The 26,569-nt window shown below is 45.1% G+C and carries 17 protein-coding genes; 12 read left to right on the forward strand and 5 right to left on the reverse strand.

Annotation, left to right across the window (positions count from 1 at the left end; genetic code table 11):
• Window positions 1-2 precede the first annotated feature (2 nt).
• Entirely contained in the window at window positions 3-2,030 is a 2,028-nt protein-coding gene (gene recD / locus ACMCM8_RS06170) for an exodeoxyribonuclease V subunit alpha (RefSeq protein ID WP_412726514.1), read from the forward strand.
• Between the two features lie 15 nt (window positions 2,031-2,045).
• Here the strand turns inward: recD and ACMCM8_RS06175 are convergent, their stop codons facing one another.
• A complete protein-coding gene (locus tag ACMCM8_RS06175; RefSeq protein WP_412726516.1) occupies window positions 2,046-2,450 on the reverse strand; it encodes a hypothetical protein in 405 nt (134 codons plus the stop codon).
• Between the two features lie 215 nt (window positions 2,451-2,665).
• Between ACMCM8_RS06175 and ACMCM8_RS06180 the strand changes: the two genes are divergently transcribed.
• Window positions 2,666-3,283 carry a hypothetical protein gene (locus ACMCM8_RS06180; protein ID WP_412726518.1) on the forward strand — a complete coding sequence of 206 codons (618 nt, stop codon included), beginning with the start codon at window positions 2,666-2,668 and terminating at the stop codon, window positions 3,281-3,283.
• Window positions 3,284-3,309: 26 nt separating this feature from the next.
• Here the strand turns inward: ACMCM8_RS06180 and ACMCM8_RS06185 are convergent, their stop codons facing one another.
• On the reverse strand, window positions 3,310-4,737 hold the full coding sequence (locus tag ACMCM8_RS06185) for a PLP-dependent aminotransferase family protein (RefSeq protein ID WP_412726520.1): 1,428 nt from the start codon (window positions 4,735-4,737) through the stop codon (window positions 3,310-3,312).
• Window positions 4,738-4,938: 201 nt separating this feature from the next.
• Between ACMCM8_RS06185 and ACMCM8_RS06190 the strand changes: the two genes are divergently transcribed.
• The 4 genes from ACMCM8_RS06190 (at window position 4,939) to ACMCM8_RS06205 (ending at window position 8,306) form a co-directional block, all read left to right on the forward strand.
• Window positions 4,939-5,589 (forward strand): LysE family translocator, encoded by a 651-nt coding sequence (locus tag ACMCM8_RS06190; protein ID WP_412726522.1) that lies wholly within the window; start codon window positions 4,939-4,941, stop codon window positions 5,587-5,589.
• Window positions 5,590-5,680: 91 nt separating this feature from the next.
• On the forward strand, window positions 5,681-6,511 hold the full coding sequence (locus ACMCM8_RS06195; RefSeq protein WP_412726524.1) for a CatB-related O-acetyltransferase: 831 nt from the start codon (window positions 5,681-5,683) through the stop codon (window positions 6,509-6,511).
• Between the two features lie 19 nt (window positions 6,512-6,530).
• Window positions 6,531-6,851 (forward strand): hypothetical protein, encoded by a 321-nt coding sequence (locus tag ACMCM8_RS06200; RefSeq protein ID WP_412726526.1) that lies wholly within the window; start codon window positions 6,531-6,533, stop codon window positions 6,849-6,851.
• Between the two features lie 327 nt (window positions 6,852-7,178).
• Entirely contained in the window at window positions 7,179-8,306 is a 1,128-nt protein-coding gene (locus ACMCM8_RS06205; protein ID WP_412726528.1) for a GDSL-type esterase/lipase family protein, read from the forward strand.
• A gap of 43 nt (window positions 8,307-8,349) precedes the next feature.
• On the opposite strand, the gene ACMCM8_RS06210 is transcribed toward ACMCM8_RS06205, so the two are convergent.
• Entirely contained in the window at window positions 8,350-9,471 is a 1,122-nt protein-coding gene (locus ACMCM8_RS06210) for a helix-turn-helix domain-containing protein (protein WP_412726530.1), read from the reverse strand.
• A 492-nt stretch (window positions 9,472-9,963) separates the two neighbouring features.
• Between ACMCM8_RS06210 and ACMCM8_RS06215 the strand changes: the two genes are divergently transcribed.
• The 5 genes from ACMCM8_RS06215 (at window position 9,964) to ACMCM8_RS06235 (ending at window position 21,277) form a co-directional block, all read left to right on the forward strand.
• The gene (locus ACMCM8_RS06215; protein WP_412726532.1) at window positions 9,964-12,345 is read left to right on the forward strand and encodes a glycoside hydrolase family 95 protein; all 2,382 of its coding nucleotides are present in this window, start codon (window positions 9,964-9,966) and stop codon (window positions 12,343-12,345) included.
• Between the two features lie 48 nt (window positions 12,346-12,393).
• Complete coding sequence (locus ACMCM8_RS06220) at window positions 12,394-15,252, forward strand: TonB-dependent receptor (RefSeq protein WP_412726535.1); 2,859 nt, start codon at window positions 12,394-12,396, stop codon at window positions 15,250-15,252.
• Window positions 15,253-15,333: 81 nt separating this feature from the next.
• Window positions 15,334-17,052 (forward strand): DUF5597 domain-containing protein, encoded by a 1,719-nt coding sequence (locus ACMCM8_RS06225; protein WP_412726537.1) that lies wholly within the window; start codon window positions 15,334-15,336, stop codon window positions 17,050-17,052.
• Window positions 17,053-17,075: 23 nt separating this feature from the next.
• A complete protein-coding gene (locus ACMCM8_RS06230; RefSeq protein WP_412726539.1) occupies window positions 17,076-20,012 on the forward strand; it encodes a glycoside hydrolase family 31 protein in 2,937 nt (978 codons plus the stop codon).
• A gap of 8 nt (window positions 20,013-20,020) precedes the next feature.
• On the forward strand, window positions 20,021-21,277 hold the full coding sequence (locus ACMCM8_RS06235; protein ID WP_412726541.1) for a GDSL-type esterase/lipase family protein: 1,257 nt from the start codon (window positions 20,021-20,023) through the stop codon (window positions 21,275-21,277).
• A 102-nt stretch (window positions 21,278-21,379) separates the two neighbouring features.
• Here ACMCM8_RS06235 and ACMCM8_RS06240 read toward each other — a convergent pair whose 3' ends face one another.
• Both ACMCM8_RS06240 and ACMCM8_RS06245 read right to left on the reverse strand, forming a co-directional pair.
• Window positions 21,380-22,555 (reverse strand): saccharopine dehydrogenase family protein, encoded by a 1,176-nt coding sequence (locus ACMCM8_RS06240; RefSeq protein WP_412726543.1) that lies wholly within the window; start codon window positions 22,553-22,555, stop codon window positions 21,380-21,382.
• Window positions 22,556-22,635: 80 nt separating this feature from the next.
• Window positions 22,636-23,832, reverse strand: a complete 1,197-nt coding sequence (locus ACMCM8_RS06245) for an aminotransferase class I/II-fold pyridoxal phosphate-dependent enzyme (protein WP_412726545.1) — start codon at window positions 23,830-23,832, stop codon at window positions 22,636-22,638.
• Between the two features lie 260 nt (window positions 23,833-24,092).
• Here ACMCM8_RS06245 and ACMCM8_RS06250 point away from each other — a divergent pair, with 260 nt between their 5' ends.
• Entirely contained in the window at window positions 24,093-26,516 is a 2,424-nt protein-coding gene (locus ACMCM8_RS06250) for a zinc-dependent metalloprotease (RefSeq protein WP_412727632.1), read from the forward strand.
• Window positions 26,517-26,569: the final 53 nt, after the last annotated feature.

Here is a 26,569-nt window from a genome sequence, read left to right on the forward strand (position 1 = left end):
CAGTGAATAATAAGGAAATGTTAGTTGCACAAACACTGGAAACCTTCGCTGAAATTGAAGTCATTGATAAATGTATCGCACAAGAATTTTCACCACTGGATGAACTGACCAACGAAGAAGCCGTAATCTGGGCGGGCGTACTGGCGTATCTGTCATTCATGCAGAGAAATGGCCACAGTTGTTTACACCTGCCGCATATTGCCAGTTCGCACTGTTTCAATGGAGGCTCAGCCGATAAGGCCAAGCATGGCTCACAATGTGCAGATCACGTAGAAAGCACAGATATCGGCGAACTCGACCCCTTGAAAACAAACATGGTTCTGGAAGGTATCGTGTTTCCGCCGCTGACCCCTTTACTTAAAATTGTAAAAAAAGCCTTAGAAAATGACGTAGTGGCAGCACTATTTGTATACCACAACGGCAAACTTTACAGTCGTCGTTATTACGAGTTTGAGCAAGAGGTCGCGCAAAACATAGTCAAACGAACCACCTTTGAACCCCTTACAAGTAGTGCTACCGAAAAGCTTAAGGCGCTTTGGCCGCGTATTTTCCCCACCGATACCGCTGAACTACCAGATTGGCAGCAAGTCGCAGTGGCGAAAAGCTTAGTGCAGCGTTTTAGCGTGATTAACGGCGGGCCGGGTACCGGAAAAACCTATACGGTTTTACGGCTTCTACTTGCACTTCAGGCCTGTGATGACAATTTGAATATTGTCCTTGCGGCGCCTACAGGCAAAGCACAACAACGCATGACAGAGTCTATTTTAAGCAATATTGAAGGCTTACGGGGTGCCGTCGACGATAGTGTATTAGACCGCGTGCCCACGCAGGCTGTCACTATCCATCGCTTATTAGGACTGCGAGAATATTCTGTCACGACCCGATATAACCGTCAAAATCCGTTAGATTTAGATGTATTGATAGTGGATGAAGCCAGTATGGTGGACTTGGCGCTGATGACCCGTATTACGCGCGCGTTGCCTGAGCATGCGCGACTCTATTTTATAGGTGATGCTGATCAGTTGCCGGCAGTAGAACTGGGGAATGTGTTGGAACAACTGGTGGACGATGATGAAGATAGCCCGCACAGTTTGGGTACAGAAAGGCCGTCGATGTTAGGTGCTGTGCCAGCCAATATGCGCCAGCATGTCGCCACTTTGTGCCCGCATCTCCCATTGCTACCCGCGAATGAGCGAGCAAAATCCTGGGTGTCTACCCTTCAGGCTCCGCAGCGATTTAAAGGGCAAGTCGCCAACGTCGCAACGGCAATTCAACAGGGCAATGTTGATTCTGCGTTTAAGGCAATGTCACAGGAAGCAATTGCGAGCGCTGGTGAAAAGCAGACTGAAACTGCACTGACCACAGGGGTAAAGCGTTGGGATGAGAATAATGTCAGTACGTCGCAGTTATTACAGTTAGCCAAATTAAGCTATGGTTCTATATTCGACGCTGGCAGTGTCGATGAAGCATTTGCACAACTAAATAAAGTGCGATGGCTAACACCAGTGCGCCAGGGAGCATTCGGCGTTGAAAGCTTAAACGGGTTGGTGTTCAACGCCATAAAACAAAAAATACGTCGTCGGGAAGGGCAGTTTTATCAAGGGCAACCCATCATGATTGTTAAAAATCACCACCCTCTGCGTCTTTCAAACGGTGAAGTGGGCATAATTTGGCCCGATCACGAAGGGAAGTTGTACGCGTGGTTTGAAGAGAAAGAGGGACAATTGCGACGTATTTCACTGTCTCGTATCCCACAATTTGAAACGGTCTACGCCATGACCATTCACAAATCACAGGGCTCAGAGTTTGAGCATGTGGTGTTATTGTTGCCTCGCCCTGAAACGGAGAAAGCCGCAGGTTTATTCCATCGGGGGTTGGTGTACACCGGCCTGACTCGTGCCAGAGAAGGATGTTTAATCATTGCTAATTCAACGACGTTTGCAGAAATGGTCAAGCGGATAGACCGACGCTTCTCAGGGTTATCAGAAGCCATATCTCATTATGCAGAAGTAGCATCAATACCAAGGTAATAATTGACCCGATTATTATACAGGGCTAAAAAAACATAACCCGTGTTTGTGAATTTCCATTGGATTTTTGGCAATTAGATAGATTCTGGTGGGAGAGGTGACCCGTAATATCCCATTATCAACCTTGAGAAACTGTGACGGAAGTTCAATGGAAAGGGGAACGTTGCCTTCTTGGTGAGTGTTTTGATGTACTGAAAAATAAGACAAACCGCCGTGATCTATCCAGCCGATAATATTATCGGGAGTGGCGATAAAGCTGGCGTGTTGTAAAACGCTACTATGAAAAGTGATGTTTGCGCCGAATACCGGTTTGGATTCTACCGCGAGCTGGGTCGATGGTTTGACACTAAGCCGATATAAACCATGTGCCTCAGGCTTAATTTCATCGTTTGAATTGGTGTTGTTTACAAGGGTAAGCATACTCAATTTCACAAAGTGGTTTCAATAGCCTAAGTGTGAATGAATGTAGATAAAAGTGCGTTGATATGGATCAAGCCAAACTACCGCGAGCGTAGGTTCAGTTACAAGCTAGTAAATTGGTTATAAACGAAGTTTGAAAGTATAAGTAGATCCGAGATGTTAAACCGATAAGACATTGTGGTAAATTAGCCAGAAAAATAAATGATTTATTGTTAATGACTTACTTAATATTCCTTGCGATTTTTAGTCTACTCGGTGTAGTCACATTTGTGCCTGCTTTTACGCGTATAGTTGAACGTTATCCTACGGGAATCAACTTTTTCCTTACCTTACTTGCAACCCTTATAGGGGTGCTACTGGCTATTGTAATTTCAGACTATGAAGCTAAACAAAATGAAAAGCAGGACGTCATTAAACTACTGACTTCAGCAATTTCCTCTGTCGAACAATGTCACCAATACAGTGTTCAAATTGTGGAATATTATCAAAGCTTACCGCCGAATGAGTATGATAAGAAACTGTTTTTTCAGCAAAACACACCGCCTTATCCCGCGTATCTCGATATTTTTCTTGCTCAAAATATGGTGAGTACCAATTTGTCAGGTACGACGTTGAATGACTTAAATGAATATTTGATCAACATTAAACGGACGCAAAATTATAATGCGATTTTGTATATAGATATGCTTAATCAAATTAAACAGCTTTTAGGTTTAGAAATAACTTATCAACAAGGGAAAATTGATAGAATAGAGTTGGAAGCGCGCGCTGACGTGCTTAAAGAGCAATTGCAGTTAAAAGTAAATGCTGTATTGACCGATTCCCAACACTGAACACACCGCGACAGAGTTTACGTCATTTAAAGAGGTTGAGCACGTATCAGCTCAGCAAGTCGTGCAATAGATGTGGCACGGATGTCTTGGGTACTATCGATAAAGTTAAAGCGCATGCAATTACGGTATTTCCCTGTGGCTGAGAAAAGTTGGCCAGGCGCCAGATAAATTCCATGTTTTCTGGCTTCTTCCGTTAGTTTTACACAATCGTATTGAGGTGGTAACTCTACCCACAACACATAGCCCCCTTCGGGCATACTCACCGCGGTACCTTCGGGGAAGTATCGTTTTATATCTGCACGAAGGGTATCCCTGGCTAACCGGTATTGTTGGCGCATGGCACGAATATGCTTATCGTAGCCACCTTGTTCAATGAAACTGGCTATGGCAAGTTGGGGAAAGGTGGCGCACATCGAACTGCTTACGTATTTCACGTGCATGACTTTATTTCGAAATGCCCCGGGAGCAATCCAGCCTACCCTAAAGCCCGGTGCTAAGGTTTTCGAAAACGAAGAACAAAGTAAAACCCGCCCATCTTCGTCAAAGGATTTTATAGTTTTTGGGCGAGGGTAGGAATAGGCAATATCGCCGTAAATGTCATCTTCAATAATGGCGATATCGTATTCCCTGGCAAGTTCATAAAGCGCTTTTTTCTTCTCAACTGGCATCACAAACCCCTGGGGATTGTTAACCGTTGGCGCGACCAAAATGGCTTTAATAGGCCACTGATCCAAAGCCAGTTTAAGCGCTTCCAGACTTAACCCCGATTCAGAATCGGTCGGAATTTCTAACGCTTTCATGTTGGCCCCTTTTATCGCTTGCATGGCACCATAAAAACCTGGTGATTCAACCGCGATAACATCACCAGCTTTAGCAATGGCACGTAAGCAAACCGATAATGCTTCCTGACATCCAGAAGTCACAATGAACTCATCAGGATACAGCTGACAGCCAGAAGCTGCTGTTAATCGGCTTAGTTGCTTTCGCAAACTCGCATCCCCTTTAACATCGCCATAAAGCATGCCATCTAATGCTCTGTTTTTAGTCAGTTCGTGTAACCGCTTAGACAATGGCTTGAGTGTTTTAGCTGTCATGTTCGGCATGGCATGCTGAAATTGGCATACCGTTGGCGTTTCACTCTCTTTAGAAAACGTGTTCAACAGCATGTTTAGCACGTCTTCCCATTGTGAGACATCCATCGGGCGTTGGGGAGGCTTGGTCATCTTCGGCGTGTTTTCACAGGGCAGTTGCAATGGCACAAAATAGCCGGACTTGGGTTTGGCCTGCGCATATCGCTGCGTTTCTAAAACGCGATAGGCTTCTTGAACTGTAGCGAGGCTGACGCCGTGTTCTCGGGCAAGCTGACGCACGGAAGGCAACTTATCACCCGCATTGAAGACGCCTAATGTGATTTGTTCTCTAAGCCCATTAGCAAGACTGGCATATAGGGTCATGTTATATTGAACCTTTCGTTGTCGACCTTACAGTTATACTATAACTCATAACATTCTAATTTATACCCATACAGTTTTGGTTGATTTTTACCATACACAGTGATGTTTATCCGATCTGTATGGTTATTTTTAATTGTTTTTGAGCCTGATTAATACAGGTGTAGAAGTGTATTGTGTTAATTGAACCGTCTTGCGGCGGTAATGGCTGTATTAGTACAGCTATCGATTATTTATATTGCAGGGACAACTATGGACGCTTCTTTACTGATTGCATTAGCAACGTTTGCCTTTATCAGCACTGTTACGCCTGGGCCTAACAACCTTATGCTACTTGCCTCTGGGGCACAATACGGCTATCTACGCACTCTTCCTCATATCATTGGTATTGTCGTGGGGGTGGCGGGATTAATGATAGGGACACTTATGGGACTAGGTGCCTTGTTTACGCTGTTTCCCATCTTGTACAGTGTGCTAAAAGTACTCGGTATTGCCTATTTATTGTGGTTAGCATTTAAAATTGCTACAGCACCTACTCATGAATTAGAGGCGCGTAATTCCTCTTCAAGAGGTCCATTTAAATGGTGGGAAGGGGCACTATTTCAATTGATTAACCCTAAAGCGTGGATGATGGCTTTAGCGAGCGTAGGGACATTTTCAATGCCAGGTGAACAGTATGTAACGTCAGGAGTAGCGATAGTACTGGCATTTTCCCTGATAGGATTCCCATGTGTGTCGGTTTGGGCCATTGCGGGGGCCAAAATAAGGCTGTGGTTAAGTTCTCCTGCACGTAGAAAGCAGTTTAACCTCACTATGGGGGCGGCGACGGCGGCCACGCTATTTCTTATAGTGTGATATAGTTGAAGTTAATCAGAAGATTTGGGTGAAATCTTAATAATTGTAAGAGGAATTATTTTGAATCACTCGCGTTCGAGTAGAGGGTACATTGACAGTAGTAACAATAACAAAAGCGCATATAGAACGTTTTAAACAACTTCGTTTTTTAGCTGCACCGCCACATACCCAGTCTGAAATAAGTAAAAGAGATGACTCTATTGGTTGGATTAAATTAGATTCAAGATTAACTTTTAGAAGCTCGATAGAAATTGAACCCTATGCTGCGATTTATCAAGGAGTGTACCAAGGTTCGAAAGGAGCAGGTCAGTCATCAGGGCTCTGTTCTATAGGGGCGATGTCTTATTCGCACTCTGCACTGCCAGAGAAACTCTGTGTGGGAAGGTATTGTAGTATTGGGGAAGGATTAAAAGTGTTAGATAGCCACCACCCAATTGCTAATGTCTCCACTTCACATTTTACATGGCGAACGCAATCTCCAGCTGTGGTATCCGCGTGTGCAGATGCTGACATGCAAATGCCTAAACAACCCAGTTTTCCCATAAATGGCTATAAACCTTTCCCCGTTATAAAGAACGATGTTTGGATAGGTCAAAATGTCACTTTATCTATGGGAGTTGTTATAGGGAATGGTGCAGTAGTAGCAGCCAATTCCGTGGTCACCAAATCGGTGCCAGATTTTGCTATTGTGGGGGGAAATCCAGCACAAGTCATTAAGTATCGATTTACAGAAGAACAGATAATAGAATTAAAAAGTATCTGTTGGTGGGATTACTTGTTTACTGATTTTGCTAATTTGAATTTCCAATGTATTGATACTTTTATCCGTCAGTGGAAAGAAATCGCTCAAAATCTTTCTCCTTATCGACCTAAGCCTCTGGTTTTACCCCAAGATTTCTTGACAACTAACACTCAGCCGTAAGTGATTGAGATTTTAGGCCATGAATACCACAGTTAACTTTCGCCTGTTGGCACTCGATATGATGCAGGCGTATACCCTCAAGCGGGAAATACCTGGTGCCAGTTTTTATAAAGACGATGCGAGTGAGCGTTTTGTTGGTTTAATACCTTTGCGTGAAGACTTATTTGATCAGCTTAACGACTACTTTATACGTCAGCAAATTCGATACGAAGATTGTGATATCTTAGTTCAGGCAGACACTACTCGAAGTGAGCAGGAAGTCAGCGTACCAAATGTGGTGAACAAAATGCTTAAGTACGTCGATTGCAAATTGACCTATTCAGTCAGGTTGGTTGACTAACCAATTAGCGTGCCTTGCATTTGTTTCACACTAGATTACTGCAAAATCAATCACAGTGACTTGGAAGTCAGTTAAATAACAGTAAAATTAATTCTCATAATAGCGTTGGTGGAATTATTACGCTTATCATACCTTAAGCCTGTTGAGGTATTGATTGTGTTAACATTCAGCGCTTGTGAGTCATTTATACTGCGTTAGGTGCTTTTGATTTAGACCCCTAGACCTGCAAACACCTGCCTTGTCTAAATGGCACACAAACGGCAGCAAAAACGCACCGCAAAGATCAACAGCACCAAGCCAATATACTCAACTATGGTGATTAAATTTATGCTTACTTCGTTGTTAATATCATCCATGGCAAGGCCTTGGCGGTTGGCTACGTTTATCGTTTTGTTTAGTAGCCAGACCTTGCTTGCTGAGCAGTTTATTTCTGCAAATAACGTTAAATTTCGCTATTCAGGTCGAGTTTTACACGACGGTGAACAGGCATTTTTGACTTGGCCGGGAACCAGTGTGAATTTTTCTTTCACAGGAAAGCAACTGGCGATTGTGTTGGAAGATAAAACGGGTGAAAACTACTTTAACGTTATATTTAACGGCGACGACAGGTATCCCTATGTGCTCCATGCAAAGCAGGGTACGCATCGCTATGATTTAAGTCACGCTATAACTAGCGATACATCACATATAACCCTGTTTAAACGTACCGAAGGTGCGGAGGGGGGCACTTATTTTCACGGTGCAGCTATCAGTGAAAACAGCCAACTTTTAGCGCCACAACAGGCACCGATTAGAAAAATTATGTTTTACGGTGATTCAATTACAGTTGGAATGGGCAATGAAGCCGCTCATAACGACCCTGACAATAAAGCGTCTGAAAAAAATCATTATTTATCTTATGCCGCGATCACTGCACGGCGTCTTAACGCAGAGTTTCACTCCATAGCAAAAAGTGGCATTGGTTTTATGGTAAGTTGGTTTGACTTCACTATGCTTGACTATTACGACCAGTTGACGGCGCACAGTAATAACAATTCGGCATGGAATTTTGATAGCTGGCAACCCGACGTGGTGGTGGTGAATTTAGGGCAAAACGACCGTTGGCTAATTGAGAATGAAAAGCGTCTTGAAGCAACACCGGATGACATCGAGCGTGCATATGAAGCCTTTGTACGAAAATTAATGCTACATCACCCCAATGCTCAATTTATTTGTGCTATCGGCAGCATGGACGCGTCGCAAAGTATGGTGTGGCCCAACTATATCGCCAATGCGGTTTCTGCTATTCAGTCCTCACCAGACAATCCACAAGACAAAGCAAGGGTTACCACGGTCATCTTTGAATTTTCTGGTTATGGTGCTCACCCTCGTATAGATCAGCACGTAAAAAATGCCGCTAAACTCAGTGCTGTTATAGCAGATAAAATGAATTGGTCTGTTGTAGACAATCATTAAACATAACTACACAACAAAATGCTTAGCACGACATAGTGCGTTGCTAAGAGGCGGTTTTGGTGTGGTAAACGGCTGAAGGATTACCGTGTTGAAACAAGGTGGGGCTGCATCCGTATTCGTTTTTAAACAGCTTGTTGAAATAAGGTACATTTTTGTAGCCCACTGAATAGGCAATTTCAGATACGTTGGCATCCTGATTTTCTGACAAAAGTCGCGCCGCTTCATTGAGTCGCAATTTATTTAGATACGTAGAAAACGTATAGCCACACTCAGTTTTCAATATGTCGTTGATTTTGTTTCTATTTATTCCGAGCTTATGCACGATATACTCAAGATTTAATTCTGAATTTGCGTAATCCGTGGCCAAACATTTAAGTATCGCGGCTTTGTCCTTATCCCTGTGACTTTCTATCGACAATTGCTGGTATGCAATGATAGGACGCTCTTTGTTCAAGGTATCCTTAATCTTGGTCATCAAATAACTATTATGGGCTTTGAGTAACCACACCAACAATAAAGCACCGCTGAGTAGCCAAAGTGCACAAAACACATATAAATAAACCCAGTCTTTGCCATTAAACACAATAGCGCGAATACTGATTGTGGATTGCACGTTTACAGGGCTTTGAATAGAGCTGCCAAATGAAATCTTTTTCACTCGTGACAGGCTGTATTCTTGTTCGCTGAGTGCTTGATCGTACCATTTATACCACCACTCTGGCGTATCGAGACGCGTGATATCAATGTCAAAACTCTGCCATTGCGTATTACAGTGAAAATAGCGGGTGGATATTCTGTCAGAACGCGCATCGCCCTGTCTGCTGGCGTTTTCATCTAAGGTGAATAAGGAAAAGGTTAAGGTATTATCGGAGGAACACTTCGCCATAAATGACAATGAGTCAAACATGCTTAAATCCACAGCCTGCTGCTGACCACTTTCATTAAGAAAAACCATTTCGCCCATGGCAAAAGGGAATTCCTTTTTCTCCTTCAAAAGCATGCTCAGGGTATAACTAAACCCATCGTCTATAACATTGATCAAAGACTCGCCACCCTCGGCGGAGTCATCGTAAGTCAGACTCATCCATTTAAGCTTATTGTGTTCAGCCGCTCTCGGTAATAAGGGCGTTTCTAAGAAAGTCAGGTCGTAGGCAATAGTGGACAATACAACGCTATAAATGACAAACGCTGTTAACGAATATATAACTTTCTTGCGGTAGCCAAACATAAAAAGTATTAAATACGTATAAATTAGCTAATAGGAATTGGGTTATATAAACAGACTCGTGGTGATTCGTCAATGCGCCTCAATGTTTACGCAATGCTTTGAAAATACAGTGTCTAAGGTTAGTTTTAGTCTTATACTTTTTGTCGTTTTATCTTCTCTTTTTTGCACATTGCTAGTTTTTTTGCGTATTTCGATACCTACTTAATCCTTGTATCTCTAGTCTCTTAACCGTTAACAAAAATTAAACAATGAGTGTTTTGAATGCTGACGGTGGTGGTACAACAAACAGGTGATTTTCCCAAGTGGGTGTGGTGTGTGCGCAATGCGGAAATCGCTCTAACGTTAAAAAACATAATTTCATTATCAGAAAAGGTAATGAGAGCGTCGTTAGCTAGGTTACGGCGCACTTCACTGTTTTACGTTTATTGTATGGCGCTTACCACGGTGTTGTCCTCAACCTCTCTATTTGCGACAGAAGCGCTGAAACATACCGATAACCCGCTGTTACTAAAATATCACTCACCTGGAATAGACTGGGAGTCCCAATCACTGCCACTAGGGAATGGGGTAATGGGTGCTACCGTATTGGGCGGTGTAGAAAGCGATACTATTCAAATTAATGAAAAATCTTTGTGGACAGGTGGACCGGGAAGTATTGAAGGGTACAATTTCGGTTTTCCTTCAGACTATCAACGTTTTACTACCAATCTAAATACCATTCAAGCGCAGTTGACCCATACACCAGCGTTATCGGCAGAACACGTAGCATCAAAACTGGGTCACAAGCAAACTGGTTACGGCAGTTATCAAAGCTTTGGCGATCTTATTTTAAATTGGCCTAAGGCACATCAGTTCTATCAAGACTACCAAAGAATATTAAATCTCAATACAGCTACCGCTTCGGTTAGTTACCGTGTTGATGATGTCAATTACTCCAGAACCTATTTTGTCAGTTATCCCGATAACAGTTTAGTGATCAAACTGACATCGGATAAGCCTGAAAAAGTGACTGTTTCAGGGCACGTTACCTTTCCAGAAAACCGCAGTGCTACAGTTACTTTATCTGCGCAAAACACGGCGCTTTTTGACGGTAAGCTTAATAACAATGGCCTGCAGTTTGCGGCGGGCTTACAGGTAACTGCGGTGGGTGGTAAGACGCACTTGAATGAGTCGGGGCACTTCAGCGTTACTGATGCAGACAGTGTACAACTAATATTCACTGGCGCGACCAATTACGCCCTAAACCATCCCACCTATCGTGGAGAGAGTGCGCTTAAAAAGGCGAAATCCCAGTTAGCGCATACCACACAACTGGACTATCCGACCCTTTACCAAAGGCATGTTGATGATTATCAACGCCTGTTTCAACGCGTTTCACTTAATTTGGGGGGGACACAGGTTGAGGATATGGAAAACGCCCTTGCAGCCTATCCATCAACAAACCCATCACTTAATAGGGCAATAGAAGCACTTTACTTTCTGTACGGACGTTATTTACTGATTGCATCGTCTCGTGACGGCGCATTACCCGCCAACCTACAAGGGATTTGGAATAAAGACATAGAAGCGCCGTGGAGTGCAGATTATCACTTAAATATTAATTTGCAGATGAATTACTGGCTGGCCAACAGCACCAATTTGCCTGAAACCTTAACGCCTTTTTACCAATACATAGAAAACCTGATGATCCCAGGGCAACTCGCGGCAAGTCGGTTATTTGGTTCACGAGGATGGGTGGTGTTTTTAAACAGTAATCCATGGGGGTCGATAGGATTAATTGAATGGCCTACTGCATTCTGGCAGCCAGAAGCTGCGGCATGGCTGGCTTTGCAATTTTACGATGGCTATACGTTTAGTCAGGATCCCCGTTTTTTAAAAGAGCACGTTTATCCTTTACTCAAACTATCCAGCCAGTTTTGGTTAGATAATTTAGTGTTGTCTCACGACAATCAGTCTTTTTTTGTTTCACCAAGCTACTCGCCTGAACACGGGGACTTCACGAATGGGGCAGCCATGTCCCAGCAAATCGTGTATGCACTTTTTGAAAAAACCAAGCATGTGGCTAGAGAGATTGGTGATGATGTTTTCGCCACACAAATCACTAAAGTGCTCGCTCAACTTGAACCCGGGCTTGTCATTGGCCAGTGGGGGCAGTTGCAGGAATGGCGTGAGGATTTAGACGATAAAGACGATAAACACCGGCACGTTTCCCACCTTTTTGCGCTTCACCCCGGCGACACCATTGATGTAAGGAGCACGCCAGCGCTAGCCCAAGCAGCTAAAACAACACTTAATGCACGCGGAGACGCCGGAACCGGATGGAGTCGGGCGTGGAAAATTAACTTTTGGGCGCGATTGCATGACGGTGATCGCGCACTTCGATTACTACAGCATCAATTGCGCGATAGCACGTTAAGTAACCTGTGGAGTACCCATCCGCCTTTTCAGATAGACGGAAATTTCGGGGCTACTGCAGGTGTGGCAGAAATGCTCGTACAAAGTCATCTCGATGAACTTCATTTGTTGCCCGCTTTGCCAAATAAATGGGCTAGTGGACAGGTTAGCGGTCTTCGGGGACGGGGTAATTTTGAAATCAGTATGAATTGGAATGCGCATCGTTTAACCAAAGCGGTGATTACATCCCATAGCGGTGGCGTGGTGAGGGTAAGAAACAACGGGTTTAACAATGTGGTAGTGGTGACACAAAACAATGCCCTTGTGCCACATCAAAAGATAGATGACACCGCGATTAGCTTTAATACTTCAGCAAATCAAGAGTATGCCGTAATTGTTGCTGATCAAAAACAATAGCCACGAATATCGAGAGTGGCATCACATAACGCAATATGGACTTTAACTATGAAAACTACCTATTCAGGACTTTATCAGTTCAAAACAGCAAGACTAGCTACCAGTATTCTATTGTCCCTAGGCTTAATGACATCAATGAACGTGCTCGCACAGGCCACTAGTGCTGACGAGGATGAAGAAGAGCTAGAAGTCATTGAAGTGAAAGGTATGCGAGCCAGTGTGATTTCGGCGCAAGCAACCAAAATGAATGCGAACAAAATTATGGACGGGATAAGTGCCGATGACATTGGCGCACTTCCCGATCGCAGTGTTACAGAAACCTTGCAACGGGTAGCGGGTGTTGCCATTGATCGCTACATGTCACTGGGTGATCCTGAGCATTTTTCAGTGGAAGGTAACGGGGTTATCGTGCGTGGTTTAACGCAGGTGCGCTCTGAATTAAATGGTCGTGGTACGTTCAGTGCAGACGGCGGCAGAACACTGAGCTTTGGCGATGTGCCACCTGAGCTTCTCAGCGCAGTCAATGTATATAAAAGTCCCTCTGCTGATCAGATTGAAGGGGGACTGGCTGGTACGATTGATTTGGAGACTCGCTTGCCTTTTCATCAGGATGACCAGCAAATCTCCTTTGATGTCAGTGCAAACTACGGTGATGTGATTAAAGAAACCAAGCCCGCGTATTCATTCTTATATTCCAATAACTGGGACACTTCCGCGGGAAAAATCGGGCTGCTTTTTGATATAGCCCATTCTGAACTGTCTACCCGTAACGACTCAATGTATGTACGGCCATTTTTCTATCGCGATGATATTGCCGGTTATGAAGGTACTACAGTGTATGTGCCCAGAGGGGCTGATTGGCGCACCATGTATTTCAACCGCGAAAGAAATGGCGCCTATGCGGCGGTGCAATACGCCCCCCAAGTCAACAGCGAGTTTACGCTAACCTATTTCTCCAGTGACTACGATATGCGCTGGAACGAAGACGCCATATTTGTGGATAACTGGCCCTATGGAGTACAGGTGGAAAGTGGTGCACAGTTTAGTAGCAGCGGTGTACTTGAAAAAGGCCGCTTAGTGCAAGATGGCGGCGTTCCTATGGGAGCAGACGTAAGATCATCCACGCAACAGGCTAAAACCCAAGATATCGCTCTTCGTTATCGCTACACCAGTGAATCATTTACTCTCGAAAGTTCACTACAGCGCGTCACCTCAAGTGCCAAAGGGTTAGACAATACAGTCGCGACACAGGTGAGTGTGCCTTACATCGATGTGGATTTAACGGGCAGCTTACCTACCGTCACCTCTGATGCAGCGTATTTGGGAAATGCTGACAACTATGTCTGGAGCTTCATCATGGACAACCAGTATGATCGTGAAGCTGACATGACGGCTGTTGACGTTGACGTGCAATATTTCATCGAAGACAGCTTTTTCGAAGCGGTGAAATTTGGCGCGCGCTATTCCACTACGAATTCAGACAACGCTGATACGGGTTACAACTGGAGTCCCTTAGCCCCTAATTGGCTGCAAGCCGCCATAGTTGAAGGGCAGGACAATATCATTCCTGATATCGACGATCTCAATTTAAATAAATTTGAAAATTTCTTTGGTGGAGACGTGCCCCCACCGGCTAACGTTTATGCGCCTAAAGCCAGTTTTGCGTTTAATTATCCTGAGAGTTTTCAAGCCTTACAAGATCAGTTTGTATATGCAGACTGGTCGTCCTGGGCATACTGGAATCAACGTGATCTCAATGCTGATCAATACAACAATGACCAGTCAGAGAAAACCGCAGCTGCCTACGTGATGTTAGACTTTTATACCGATGCGTTAGGTAAACCGATATCAGGAAACGTGGGCGTGCGCTACGTGAAAACACAAAATACGGCACACGGCTTCTTGCAATATGCCAACAATCCGCTATTCGGTGATGGTGCATATACGCCGTTAAATGCAGAACACGATTACAGCAACTGGTTGCCAAGCTTAAATGTAAAAGTTCAGCTTACCGATGACCTGTTACTGCGCTTTGCGGCGGCAAAAGCCATGGCTCGCCCTAATTTTGCTGACTTAGGGGCCAATATCATTCTCAATGCGAACTTGACCAGTGATGGTGAAGCCAGTCAAAACGCGGGCAACCCACCCAAAATAGAAGATTATGTATTAACACTGGATTCCACGCAAAACCCTTATCTTGATCCAATGGAGTCAAACCAGTTTGATGTTTCATTAGAGTGGTATTACGCCGAAGACAGTTCTGCGTATGTCGCGTTATTTAGCAAAGATATCTCTGGCTATCAGGTACCGCAGGTATCACAAGCTGAATTTGGCGGGTTTACCTATAACGCCAGTTGGCCGGTGAGCAGTGCTGACGCCGATATTCAAGGGGTGGAGCTATCCCTAAATCACTTCTTCTCTTCACTGCCGTCGCCATTTGATGGGTTCGGGGTTCAGGTCAATTATACCTATATCGACAGTGAGATAGATGCCGATCCTAGCGCCAGCCCCACCGACACAGACGGCTCTGGCTACGGCGCTATGCCGTTTAGAGGATTATCTGAAAACGCGGTCAATTTTGTTCTAATGTACGAAAAAGGGCCATTCTCTGCACGTCTTGCATACAACTGGCGTGACGAGTTCCTGATTGCCACCAATGCAAATGGTTTTACCGGTACCGAGAACGGCATTACCTATGGATTGCCTTTATATAATGCTGCAACAGCCTACCTGGATGGGTCGGTGACGTACCGTATTAACGACAACTTTTCCGTGGTACTCGAAGCCAACAACCTTAACGACGCGGTGACCAAAAATGAGATGCACCAGAACGGTCCGGGTAATCATTACAGTGCCTACCACGTCAACGATATTCGCTATGCATTGTCGCTACGAGGGAATTTCTAATCTTAATAATAAGGAAAGCGTTGTTAGAAACGACAACGCTATTCCTATTCATCTTTATAATTTCAATGAATACGAAACGTTATGCAAAAATGTAAGCTATTGCACTTTATCGCGATCTGCGTGTTTATCCTGTGTGGCTGCCAGTCTACGTCACCGGTTAAAAACGACACCTCAAATTCTAGATTAGCAACGCATTCGCTACCTCAAGTCGTTACTAAAGAGGGGCGACACGCCTTGTTTGTCGATGGTCGACCTTTTCTCATTTTAGGCGCGCAAAGTAATAATTCGGCGAATTACCCAGCCATACTCAGTAAGGTATGGCCTGTTGTAGAGACTATGCAGGCTAATACGTTGGGCATCCCCGTGGCATGGGAACAAATTGAACCCAAAGAAGGGCACTTCGATTTTAGTTACTTAGACGTGTTAATTAACGAAGCGTCTGAGCGCAATATAAAATTGGTGTTGCTGTGGTTTGCTACGTGGAAAAACAATGCACCACATTATGCACCCAGTTGGGTGAAATTAGACAATAAGCGTTTCCCAAGGGTGGTGACCAATGACAAGCGAACACTTAATTCACTTTCTCCCCACGGTACTGAGACGTTAAAAGCGGATAAACGCGCTTTTGAAAAGTTAATGACCTATCTTCGGGATAATGACCCTAATCATCAAGTGATAATGGTTCAAGTTCAAAACGAAGTGGGAACCTATGGGTCGAAGCGCGATTTTTCCCCTCACGCCACAGCGTTATTCAATCAAGCTGTGCCACAAGCGCTTATTGATTATTACCGCACAGAACCGGGTACATGGGAAGCCGTATTTGGTAACGATGCAGACGAATATTTTCATGCCTGGTCCATTGCGCGCTACGTGGATGAAATTGCGGCGGTGGGCAAAGCGATAAAGAACATTCCCATGAATGTTAACGTGGCGTTGAGAAATCCGTTCAATCCAGGAACTGGGTATTCGATGGGGGGGCCGACGGACAATGTGATCGATATATGGAAAGTTGCTGCGCCCCACATCGATATGATCTCGCCAGATATTTACTTTCGAGACCACAAAACAGTAGAGCGCGTATTGAGTTTATACAGCCGACCAGACAATCCGTTATTTGTGGCGGAAATAGGCAATGATCAACCTTATGCCCGTTACTTCTTTTCGACCATGGGTAAACAGGGGATAGGGTTTGCCCCTTTTGGTATGGACTATACCGATTATGCCAATTTCCCGTTGGGCGCGAAGCACGTTGACGAGTCCACAATTGCGCCTTTTGCTGAAATATATTCCCTGATGGCACCTTGGGCGCATGTATGGTCAAAACTAAGTTTGGAAAATACTGTGTGGGGAGTAGCTGAGCCCCATGATTCAACAAAAGATGAAGCTGTGTGGAATGCGCAGGTGTCCCAACAAGTTAATGATACCGCCCATGATCAGGCAGACAATTACACACAACATGTGGATTTGGGCAGGTGGAACGCCGAAGTGACCTATGGTCGACCTATGTTCTGGATAGATCCTCCCACCGGGAATCACCCAGCTTCCGGTGGTGCACTTATTGCCAAACTCGGTCCTGATGAGTTTGTTATCACGGCACTTCGTGCCCGTGTTTCTTTAACGCCGTCGTCTGAAATTGCCGGTACCCCATACATGATAGAGCGGGTAGAAGAGGGGCATTTTGACGAACAGGGGCAGTGGGTGTTCGAAAGAGTATGGAACGGTGATCAAACTGATTGGGGGCTGAATTTCACCTCAAAGCCTCATCTTCTCAAAATAAAAATGGCGACATATCAACAATGAATTTTGTAAAAAGGAATAGCTCGATGAAAAAATCGTATCGATTGGCTTTTATGGTGACGGTAGCCTTGTTAGGCGCGTCATCCCTTGTCGGATGTGACAGTATTACTGCTAAAAGTAAAGAAACCAGTCAGGTGAGCAGCGCCGGTACATATACCGCTAACGAAGCCGGCATTACCGTGTTGCCTGCTCAGGGGCAAGCCAAGGCTGTCCGTTTGCAGGTAGTAGACAATGATATAATTCGCGTTACAGCGTTGCCACATGATAATTTTTCTACGCTGTCTGAAAGTCTGATGGTGGTAGCACAATCGACCGCTGAGTACGAAGTACGAAAAACGGATAGAAGCGTAATCGTCAATACCCTTTCGATGAGCGCAGAAGTTTCCCTTGACGATGGCCACATAACCGTAAAAAACGATCAGGGGGAAGTATTACTTAGTGGTGTAAACAGTGGTGAATTTGGTCCCGTTACTGCCGATCCCGTCGGGGAGAGTAAATCATCGTATGCCATAAACCAGCAATGGAATAAGAGCAGTGAGGAAGGTTTCTACGGGTTAGGTCAGCATCAAGACGGTCGCATCAACCACGCTGGTGATAACGTGGAGTTAAGCACACATAACCTGCAGATTTCTATTCCATTTGTAGTATCTACCCGTCACTACGGTATTTTATGGGATAACGCATCTATCACTCGGTTTGGCAACCCTGAACCCATGTCGCCAATTAAGGCAAGTTTTACCCTGTATGACGAGACGGGGCAGGAAGGTGGCCTGACCGCATACTATTACGATGGCGATACCCTATTACTAAAGCAGCAAGTTGACGATTTGGATTATCAGTTTCTCGCTAACAACAATACACGGGAAGTTCCTTTTCCAGAGGAATTGGGAGATGTTACACAACCGCGAGTGGTGTGGAAAGGCCAAATAAAACCGCATAAGGCAGGGTTACACAAGTTCAGAATGTACAGCAGTGGTTATGCATCGTTAAAGATAGGCGACAAACCCCTATTGGATCGTTGGCGAATGAACTGGAACCCCTGGTTTCACAATACTGAACTTGAGCTTGATAACACGCAGAGAGTCAATTTTGAAGTAAACTGGGATTCCCAAGGCGGGTACTTCCGTTTGCTCCATAATTCGCCTCAATCAGCGGCTGACCAGTTTAGTTTGTCACTGGCCTCTGAAACCGCAAAGGCAATTGATTATTACGTTGTGGTGGGCAACAACACGGACGAGGTGATTGCGGGCTATCGCCAACTTACGGGTAAAGCGGTGATGTTACCAAAATGGGCGTATGGCTTTTGGCAAAGTCGGGAACGCTATAAGTCTCAAGATGAACTACTTAACGCCCTTAAAACATACCGAGATAAGCGCATTCCCATCGATAATATTGTTTTAGATTGGTCTTACTGGCCAGAAGATGCATGGGGTAGCCACGAGTTTGATAAAACCCATTTTCCTGATCCCAAGGCTATGGTTGATACGGTACATGACCTAAACGCGAATATTATGATTTCCGTGTGGCCCAAATTTTACAGTACAACTGACAACTATAAAGAATTTGACCAAAAAGGGTACATGCTCAACAAAAATGTCAATGTTGAAGGCAACTTGGACTGGATAGGAAAGGGCAATCTCAATGGCTTTTATGATCCCTATCCTCAAGAGTCTCAGGAAATATTCTGGCGTCAAATAAATGAAAAACTTAATGTACTTGGTTTTGATGCCTGGTGGTTGGATGCGTCTGAACCAGATATTCATTCCAACCTGTCATATACAAAGCGCAAGGAGATAATGAGTCCACTTTCTATCGGTACAGGAGCACAGTATTTTAATTCCTATGCGTTGCCCAATGCACAAGGTGTGTATGAAGGTGAGCGCCAGACCGATCCGCATAAGCGCAGTTTTATCCTTACCCGCAGTGGGTTTGGCGGTATTCAACGCACCGGTAGTGCCATTTGGAGTGGCGATACCGTTCCGCGTTGGTCAAATCTTAAAGAGCAAATTGCTGCGGGTGTAGGGACAGGGCTATCAGGTATGCCCAACTGGACCATGGATATTGGCGGGTTTACGCCTGAAAATCACTATCGCTACAATGGTGATGTAGTCGTAGGCCACTACAGTGAAATGGCCCAGCAACACCAGAAAGAGTGGCAAGAACTTAATTTGCGCTGGTTTCAATTTGGCGCATTTGTACCTCTATTTCGTTCTCATGGACAAAATCCGTTCCGTGAAGTGTTCAATCTTGCGGATGAAGGCTCAGACGTTTACACCTCGTTATTAGCGCATATTGAATTGCGCTATCGCTTAATGCCCTATATCTACTCGCAGGCAGGTGATATGTTTCACAAAGACGGCACACTCATGCGCGGTTTAGTGATGGACTTTCCTTATGATCGCAAAGCGCAAAACATCGACGACGCTTACATGTTCGGACCGTCTATTTTAGTTAACCCGGTATACCAATATCAATCTAGAGTGAGAGATGTGTATTTACCCGGAGATGGTCTGTGGTACGACTTTTACTCGGGCGATGTGATAGAAGCTGGGCAGATCATAAAAGCGAAGGCACCACTGTCACGTATCCCCCTGTTTGTAAAAGCGGGAGCGATTATTCCCACAGGAGAATCGATTCAGTACGTGTATGATAAACCCAATGGTGCTTATACGTTAAATGTGTACACAGGCGATGATGGCGAATTTGACCTTTATCAGGATGATGGTACCTCTTATGATTACGAAAAAGGGGGGTACACATATACGCCTATTTCTTACGATGACAGTGAAGGAAAAGTCACCATTGGGAAGCGAGAAGGACAATTTGACACAATGGCGACTTCGCGTACTTACCATATTCGATTTATTGATAAAGGTGACACATTGACAAATTATGATGCCAAGCCAGATGTCACGGTCACCTATACCGGTGAAGCAATGACAATAGAGAACCCTAACCAATGATCCGCTATGTGAGCACCATAATCTGTGTGGTGCTACTCGGTGCATGTGCAGCACCGAGCAGTCATCATCATGACACGTTGCAAACCGCCTTGTCTGAATCTCGTCTGTATATTGAAAATGGCGGTGATGAAAAGGAAGTTATTGATGCTTTGGTTGAAATAGAAGGGGTGAGGGCGAAAGTTGAAAGAGATAACACTCAGCATGTTGCAGCCTTGCACCTTTCTTTTGAGCAGGCATGGCAGGGCAAAGCGTTCTTACGTGTCAACTCGCCATTGGATTTATCGTCAACGTTAACCTCTCATGTTCTGTCATTTGACCTACGGGCCGAAGACGTGAGCAAAGCGGGGTTACAAGTAGCTGTGGAATGTGGGGTAGACTGTCACAACGTGGTAGATATCTGGCCACAGGCAAAGCTGTGGCAGGGGAAAGGATGGCAGCACGTGGCCATTCCTTTACATTGTTTCGACAGTCAATACGCAAACTTTTCTACACTTACCACCCCGTTCAAACTGCATTATTACGGCACCGGTGAGGTGGCCGTCGCCGACATAAACATACGTGAAGAAAAGGGTACTATCTTATGTCCTGAACAGGACACGCTTAGTGTAACACCTGCACCTCTGCGTGCGTTCTGGGCGGATGAGTGGTGGATGAAGCGTCACCAGCAAAAGCGCATGGAAACAGGACGGGGTGAAGCTGAACTGCTGTTAGTAGGCGACTCCATTACCCATGGCTGGGAAAACACTGGTAATGCAGTGTGGCAGCGTTATTTTTCCCATATTCCCACCCTGAATTTAGGTTTTGGCGGAGACAGAACTGAAAATGTGCTGTGGCGAATTGAACATGGTGCACTACAGGGGCTTAAGCCCAAATTAATAGTGATGATGATAGGAACAAATAACACCGGGCATCGCATGGATCGCCCTGAAAATATCGCAAAAGGCGTCTCGCGAATATTGGATGAATTTGCACATCGGTTACCGGATAGTCAGGTTTTATTGCTGGGCATTTTCCCCCGGGGGGAAAATCCTGATGTCCCCGAGCGACGTAATAACGTGAAGACCAATGCGTTACTTGTTGATCTAGCCATGCAAAAAGGGGTGGACTACGCCAATTACAATGCAGTTTTTCTCAATGAAAAAGGGGAACTGTCTACTGCGATAATGCCAGATTTACTGCATCCGAATGCCGAAGGCTATCAACGCTGGGCAGAGGCATTATCTTATTATTTCACGCCGATATGGGGTAGTCCCATTAAAGAATAAAGACTAAAGCAAAGTTTTGTTTAAGGGGCTATTGATGCTTCATTGTACATTTAGGCCACAATTCGTATGCCAAAGTTCAACAGCCCCTGCTTGTCAGCTACTTTATTTCTCTATTGTAAAGGTGAGTCCGGCATTTTGTTCCAATCGGGCAATTAGCTTGTCGCCGAGCGCAGCAGCAGGCGTATAGAAACCGCCACTGAGCGCAACGTCTTTACACAAGCAAACGGCTGACTCTGCAATCATCTTGCTGGTAGAGCCATAGCCAGGATCTTTATCGCCCTTTACCGACACGGCCAGCTCATCTCCCGCCTCTGTGTCGCCGACAAACAACACATCATAAAACCCACTTTCTCTTTCTTCCTTACTTGGGCCTTCGCCAGGTTTCGGTCCATCGTCGCTGGCGAGCGACTTATCCTTTGCGACGTGATTGGCGATGGCTTCACCTTTTTCACCTGGGCCAGTCATCAGCATTTCTTCGTACTGGAATGTCTTGCCATAGGCATAGTGTTGTAAAAAATTGGTTCGATGGACGTTTTTGGTGTTAATGGCTGCCATGATAAAAGGGGCCACCCATGAGCCCAAGGCTTCATCATAATAGGGTTTATTGCCCGGCGGCTGTGGTTGGATCATGTCCCCCTGCGCGAGTGAAAATGGGTTAATTAACGCTGCCATCACGGATTTGTCTTTATGTGCAGCTACCATCGTTGCTTTTAAACTGGCTGCAGTACCGCCAGAAAACGTGCCTTGCATTTTTCTGACCCGGCCTTTAACGAATGACAAGACCTGTCCAGCTTTTTGTTTGGCGTGCTGCTGTAGGTAATGCACACCTAAATCAAAGGGCACTGAATCAAAGCCACAAGAGAATACGATGGGTGCACCAGTCTGTTTTGCTTTGTCGTGGTATTTATCAATCATTTGGTGCATCCACGCAGGTTCACCACACAAATCGGTATAACCTGTTCCGTTATCCACACAGGCTGAGAGTAATTTTTCACCGTAAACCTGATAAGGACCCACAGTCGTCAGTACCACCTTAGTGCGTTTTGTCATGGCGTCCAATGCACTGGCATCATCACTGTCAGCCACAATACACACTACGTTTTCACTCATTCCGAGTTGTCGTTTAATGTTATTGAGTTTGTCTTGATTGCGCCCTGCAATTGCCCAGGTAACATCCTGTTGGTTGACGTATTGTGCTTGAAAATACTCAGCTACCAATTGACCGGTAAAACCCGTAGCGCCAAAAATAATGACGTCAAATTCACGCTGGAGACTCATTGTTTAATCCTATTTTTCTCATTTTGCCTTCAATATACCCATCTCAAAGCAGCGTGAAAATTTATTTAGATGATATGCGTCTATTCACCTTGCTTGTTGGCTAAAAGAGGGGCTACAAATTTGGCTAAACGCGTAAGCCCTTCCTGCAGTTTTTCATCGCTGGTGGCAAAAGACAGACGAACATAGTGAGAGGCCTGGTAATCGCCAAAATCATTGCCTGGCGTGAGCGCAACACCGTATTGTGACAATAGCGCGTCACAGAATGCCACTGCAGTCATCCCTGTAGGGCGTATATTGATATAGGCATAAAACGCCCCTTGAGGCTGTACCTCTAACGGCAGTCCCATATCGCGAAGGGCTGAAAATACATGCTGTGCCCGCAGCTTTAATACGACGCGATTTTCTTCGCATTGCGTGAGAGCCTGTGGAGTAAAGCACGCAAGTGCTGCCTGCTGGGATAGATGAGACGGGCAAATAAACAGGTTTTGAGCAAGTTTTTCTACAATCGGCACCATGGGAAGGGGTAATACACACCATCCTAACCGCCATCCTGTCATGCCAAAATATTTGGAAAAGCTATTAATGATGACAACCGTATCTTGCAGGTCATTTGCCGCCAAAATAGTGTTAAGGTCACTCGATTCCGTAAGTGAGAGGTTAAGGTATATTTCGTCAACGATGAGAAACCCTTTGCGACGTTTGCAAATGTTGCCAATGGCAATGAGTTCATCACGATGAATTGCAGTACCGGTTGGATTGGCCGGACTGGCAATTAATACGCCCTTAGTATTGGACTGCCAATGGGTCTCAACATCATGGGCAGTCAGTTGAAAGTTTTGCTCAGCACAGGTAGGCACCAGTGTAACTTCACCGCCAAATGACTCTAAAAAACGGCGGTTACACGGATAGGAAGGGTCACCTAAAATGATATTGTCGCCAGGCTCTACCAGAGCAGCGCTGCAAAGTAACAAGGCCCCGGAAGCGCCTGGTGTTACTACAATGCGCGTAGGTTCGACGTCAATGTCGTGTTGTGATTGGTAAAACGTCGCAATAGCTTCTCTTAGCGAGGGTAGTCCTAACGCTGATGTGTAGGGGAATGTCGGTGACTCAAGCGCTTTTTTCATAGCGTCAATAACAGCATCAGGTGCACCGAAATCAGGCTCTCCTAAGTTGAGGCGTATCACTTCTTTGCCTTGCAATTCTAGTTGGGTTGCTTTTTCACCATACGCCATGGCGAGGAAAGGGGATAGTGTTGTAGCGCGTGAAGTAAACTGCATGTATCGCTCAATGTATTAGGTCAAAAGACAAAAACGGTCTACATAATGAATTCATCAAGAGTACTGGCTTGTGGTCAGTTTCACAACTCAGTGTTTATCGTGCAAAACAGGAAGTGGTCTTGCAGGTATTGATTGTTCATCGATTATACCAGTAGTCTAAGTAAGCCTATTTTGTTTTGGGCAAAGGTATAAAATTCCAATCAATACTATTTTAAAAGGGATGAAAAATGCGGCACGTTGAGGGTGTAAAGAGGCGGTTAATGCGCTTTTCGGTGTTTTCGATAAAAGCAAAAGTAGTAAGCGCAATAATGACCATTGCGATAGTTACCATGTCCCCCACGTGGGCTGCGCTACCGGAGATAGGTACCTACACTTCGTCCATGACAAAAAAAGAGGGGTTGATCCCACTTTACTATGACGAAGCTGAAGATAGGGTTTATCTTTCCATTCCAATCAATGATACGAAGTATTTATTTCAAAGTAGCTTGCCTTACGGTGTCGGCTCAAATGATATTGGCCTTGACCGCGGGCAATTGGGCAATACCCGATTGGTCAGTTTTGAGCGATTTGGCAATAAATTACTGTTAAAGCAACATAACACGCAATACCGTGCCGCCCTTGGCAGTGTCGCAGAAAAACAAAGCATTGACGAAGCGTTCGCAGACTCTGTCATAGCTGGGTTTTCACTCGTAGCCATCAACCAAACCCATATGTTGATCGACTACACGGCTTTTCTGTTAAGTGACGTACATGGCATTGGCAATCGATTGGCCGGCAGCAAACAAGGTACCTTCGCCATTGATAAGTCCCGCAGTGGCATATATTTACCGAAAACCAAAGGCTTTGAAAAAAATACAGAGCTGGAAGCATTGGTGACCTTTTCTGGCAAGAGGCCCGGTGAGTATGTTCGTCAGGTGACGCCTGATCCAGAAAGCCTTACGGTGCATCTTCATCACTCATTTATTGAACTGCCTGACGATAATTATAAACCCCGTGTGTATCATCCTTACTCAGGGTATTGGAAATTCAGTTATTTTGACTATTCCACGCCGATTAGCGCGCCTACAGAGCAGCGTTTTATCACCCGACATCGCCTTACTAAAAAAACACCTTATGCGGCACAAAGTGACGCAGTTGAACCTATCGTTTATTACCTCGACCCGGGCATACCTGAGCCCGTTATGTCGTCATTAAAAGAAGGGGCCAGTTGGTGGGATCAAGCATTTGAAGCTGCCGGCTATAAGAACGCTTTCCAGGTTAAAGTATTGCCTGAAGGCGCCGATCCGATGGATGTGCGCTATAACGTAATAAACTGGGTACACAGAGCAACACGCGGTTGGTCTTATGGGTCTTCGGTGGTCGATCCCAGAACTGGTGAAATTATAAAAGGCCATGTAACACTCGGGTCGCTGAGAGTAAGGCAGGATTATTTAATCGCATTAGGGCTGACCAGCCCATTTGGCGAGGGAAATACTGATACCCGTATTCAGCAAAACATGGCGCTGGATCGTATCAAGCAATTATCTGCCCACGAAGTTGGACATACGTTAGGCATAGCACACAATTTTGCCGCGAGTGAAAACAACCGTGCTTCGGTAATGGACTATCCCCATCCCAAACTTACCATCGTTGGCGACTCTGTGAGTTTAGACGGTGCGTATGACAAGGGGATTGGAGCGTGGGATAAACATGCTATTGCCTATGGTTATCAGGATTTTTCCAATGAGGAAGACGAAGCACAGGCCTTGGCCAAAATTATTGTTAATGGCAGAAACAATGGGTTGAGTTTTAAATCTGACCCTGACACGCGCAGTGCACATCACGCATCATCAAATGGACATATGTGGGAAAACGGCAGTGATCCTTTAGATGCATTTGATGATATCTCTGCTATCAGAAAACTTGCGCTTAACAAACTAGGTCTTAACACCTTAGCGCCGAATAGCAGTCTGTCATCGTTGGAAAATGCGCTTGTCCCCATTTATTTACTTCACAGATACCAATTAGAAGCAGTGGCAAAGCAGGTGGGTGGGCTAGTGTATGAATATGAACGAAAAGGGGATTACACCAAAGCGCAGGGGCAGCAATTTGTGGCTCCATTGGTACAACAGCGTGCAATGCAGCAACTTATTAGCGCCACCACCTCTGACTATTTAACCATACCCGATACCGTGCTTTCGCTTATTCCGCCAACCGCTTACGGTGATGACATTACCCGAGAACACTTTAAGGGCAAGATGGGGTTAATGCTTGACCCGGTGTCGGCTGCGGCGTCTGCAGCGAATTTCGCTTTCGAACTGCTACTGCACCCAGAAAGGTTAAATCGTCTTGAATGGCAGGTAAGCAGTATGAAAGATAAACGAATGAAAGTGGGGACTGCACTATTAGTTAAACAAATTCTCAACGTGCACTGGTACAAAAACAATCTAGACAGCCCGTTAGCCCGTCGGCTCAGACTAATCGCCTTAAATAGCATTATGCGGGCAGTGTCCAGTGAAAAACTCGCGCCGGAAGTGAAATTGGCCGCCGAACGTTCACTGCTTGAGTTTTCAGAATGGTTGGACGATGAAGCTGACGATAACGAATACGATGTATTGAAGGAACAATTTGACACCTACTGGTCGACTAAAACCTGGCCAGGTCTATTCGAGGTGGAGCCATTACCCCCAGGGTCACCTATATAATCCATATACGTGCCCAGTTGTACTCACAATCGCGTCTCAATAGCCTGTTATTC

Source organism: Alteromonas sp. D210916BOD_24, assembly GCF_047159385.1.
GTDB lineage: Bacteria > Pseudomonadota > Gammaproteobacteria > Enterobacterales > Alteromonadaceae > Alteromonas.

What these genes read in the sequence shown, in the direction of transcription:
- ACMCM8_RS06175 (WP_412726516.1), bottom strand. Translation starts at nt 2,450, where the DNA reads ATGCTTACCCTTGTAAACAACACCAATTCAAACGATGAAATTAAGCCT.
- ACMCM8_RS06180 (WP_412726518.1), top strand. Translation starts at nt 2,666, where the DNA reads ATGACTTACTTAATATTCCTTGCGATTTTTAGTCTACTCGGTGTAGTC.
- ACMCM8_RS06185 (WP_412726520.1), bottom strand. Translation starts at nt 4,737, where the DNA reads ATGACCCTATATGCCAGTCTTGCTAATGGGCTTAGAGAACAAATCACA.
- ACMCM8_RS06190 (WP_412726522.1), top strand. Translation starts at nt 4,939, where the DNA reads ATGGCTGTATTAGTACAGCTATCGATTATTTATATTGCAGGGACAACT.
- ACMCM8_RS06200 (WP_412726526.1), top strand. Translation starts at nt 6,531, where the DNA reads ATGAATACCACAGTTAACTTTCGCCTGTTGGCACTCGATATGATGCAG.
- ACMCM8_RS06205 (WP_412726528.1), top strand. Translation starts at nt 7,179, where the DNA reads ATGCTTACTTCGTTGTTAATATCATCCATGGCAAGGCCTTGGCGGTTG.
- ACMCM8_RS06215 (WP_412726532.1), top strand. Translation starts at nt 9,964, where the DNA reads ATGGCGCTTACCACGGTGTTGTCCTCAACCTCTCTATTTGCGACAGAA.
- ACMCM8_RS06220 (WP_412726535.1), top strand. Translation starts at nt 12,394, where the DNA reads ATGAAAACTACCTATTCAGGACTTTATCAGTTCAAAACAGCAAGACTA.
- ACMCM8_RS06225 (WP_412726537.1), top strand. Translation starts at nt 15,334, where the DNA reads ATGCAAAAATGTAAGCTATTGCACTTTATCGCGATCTGCGTGTTTATC.
- ACMCM8_RS06230 (WP_412726539.1), top strand. Translation starts at nt 17,076, where the DNA reads ATGAAAAAATCGTATCGATTGGCTTTTATGGTGACGGTAGCCTTGTTA.
- ACMCM8_RS06240 (WP_412726543.1), bottom strand. Translation starts at nt 22,555, where the DNA reads ATGAGTCTCCAGCGTGAATTTGACGTCATTATTTTTGGCGCTACGGGT.
- ACMCM8_RS06245 (WP_412726545.1), bottom strand. Translation starts at nt 23,832, where the DNA reads ATGCAGTTTACTTCACGCGCTACAACACTATCCCCTTTCCTCGCCATG.
- ACMCM8_RS06250 (WP_412727632.1), top strand. Translation starts at nt 24,093, where the DNA reads ATGCGCTTTTCGGTGTTTTCGATAAAAGCAAAAGTAGTAAGCGCAATA.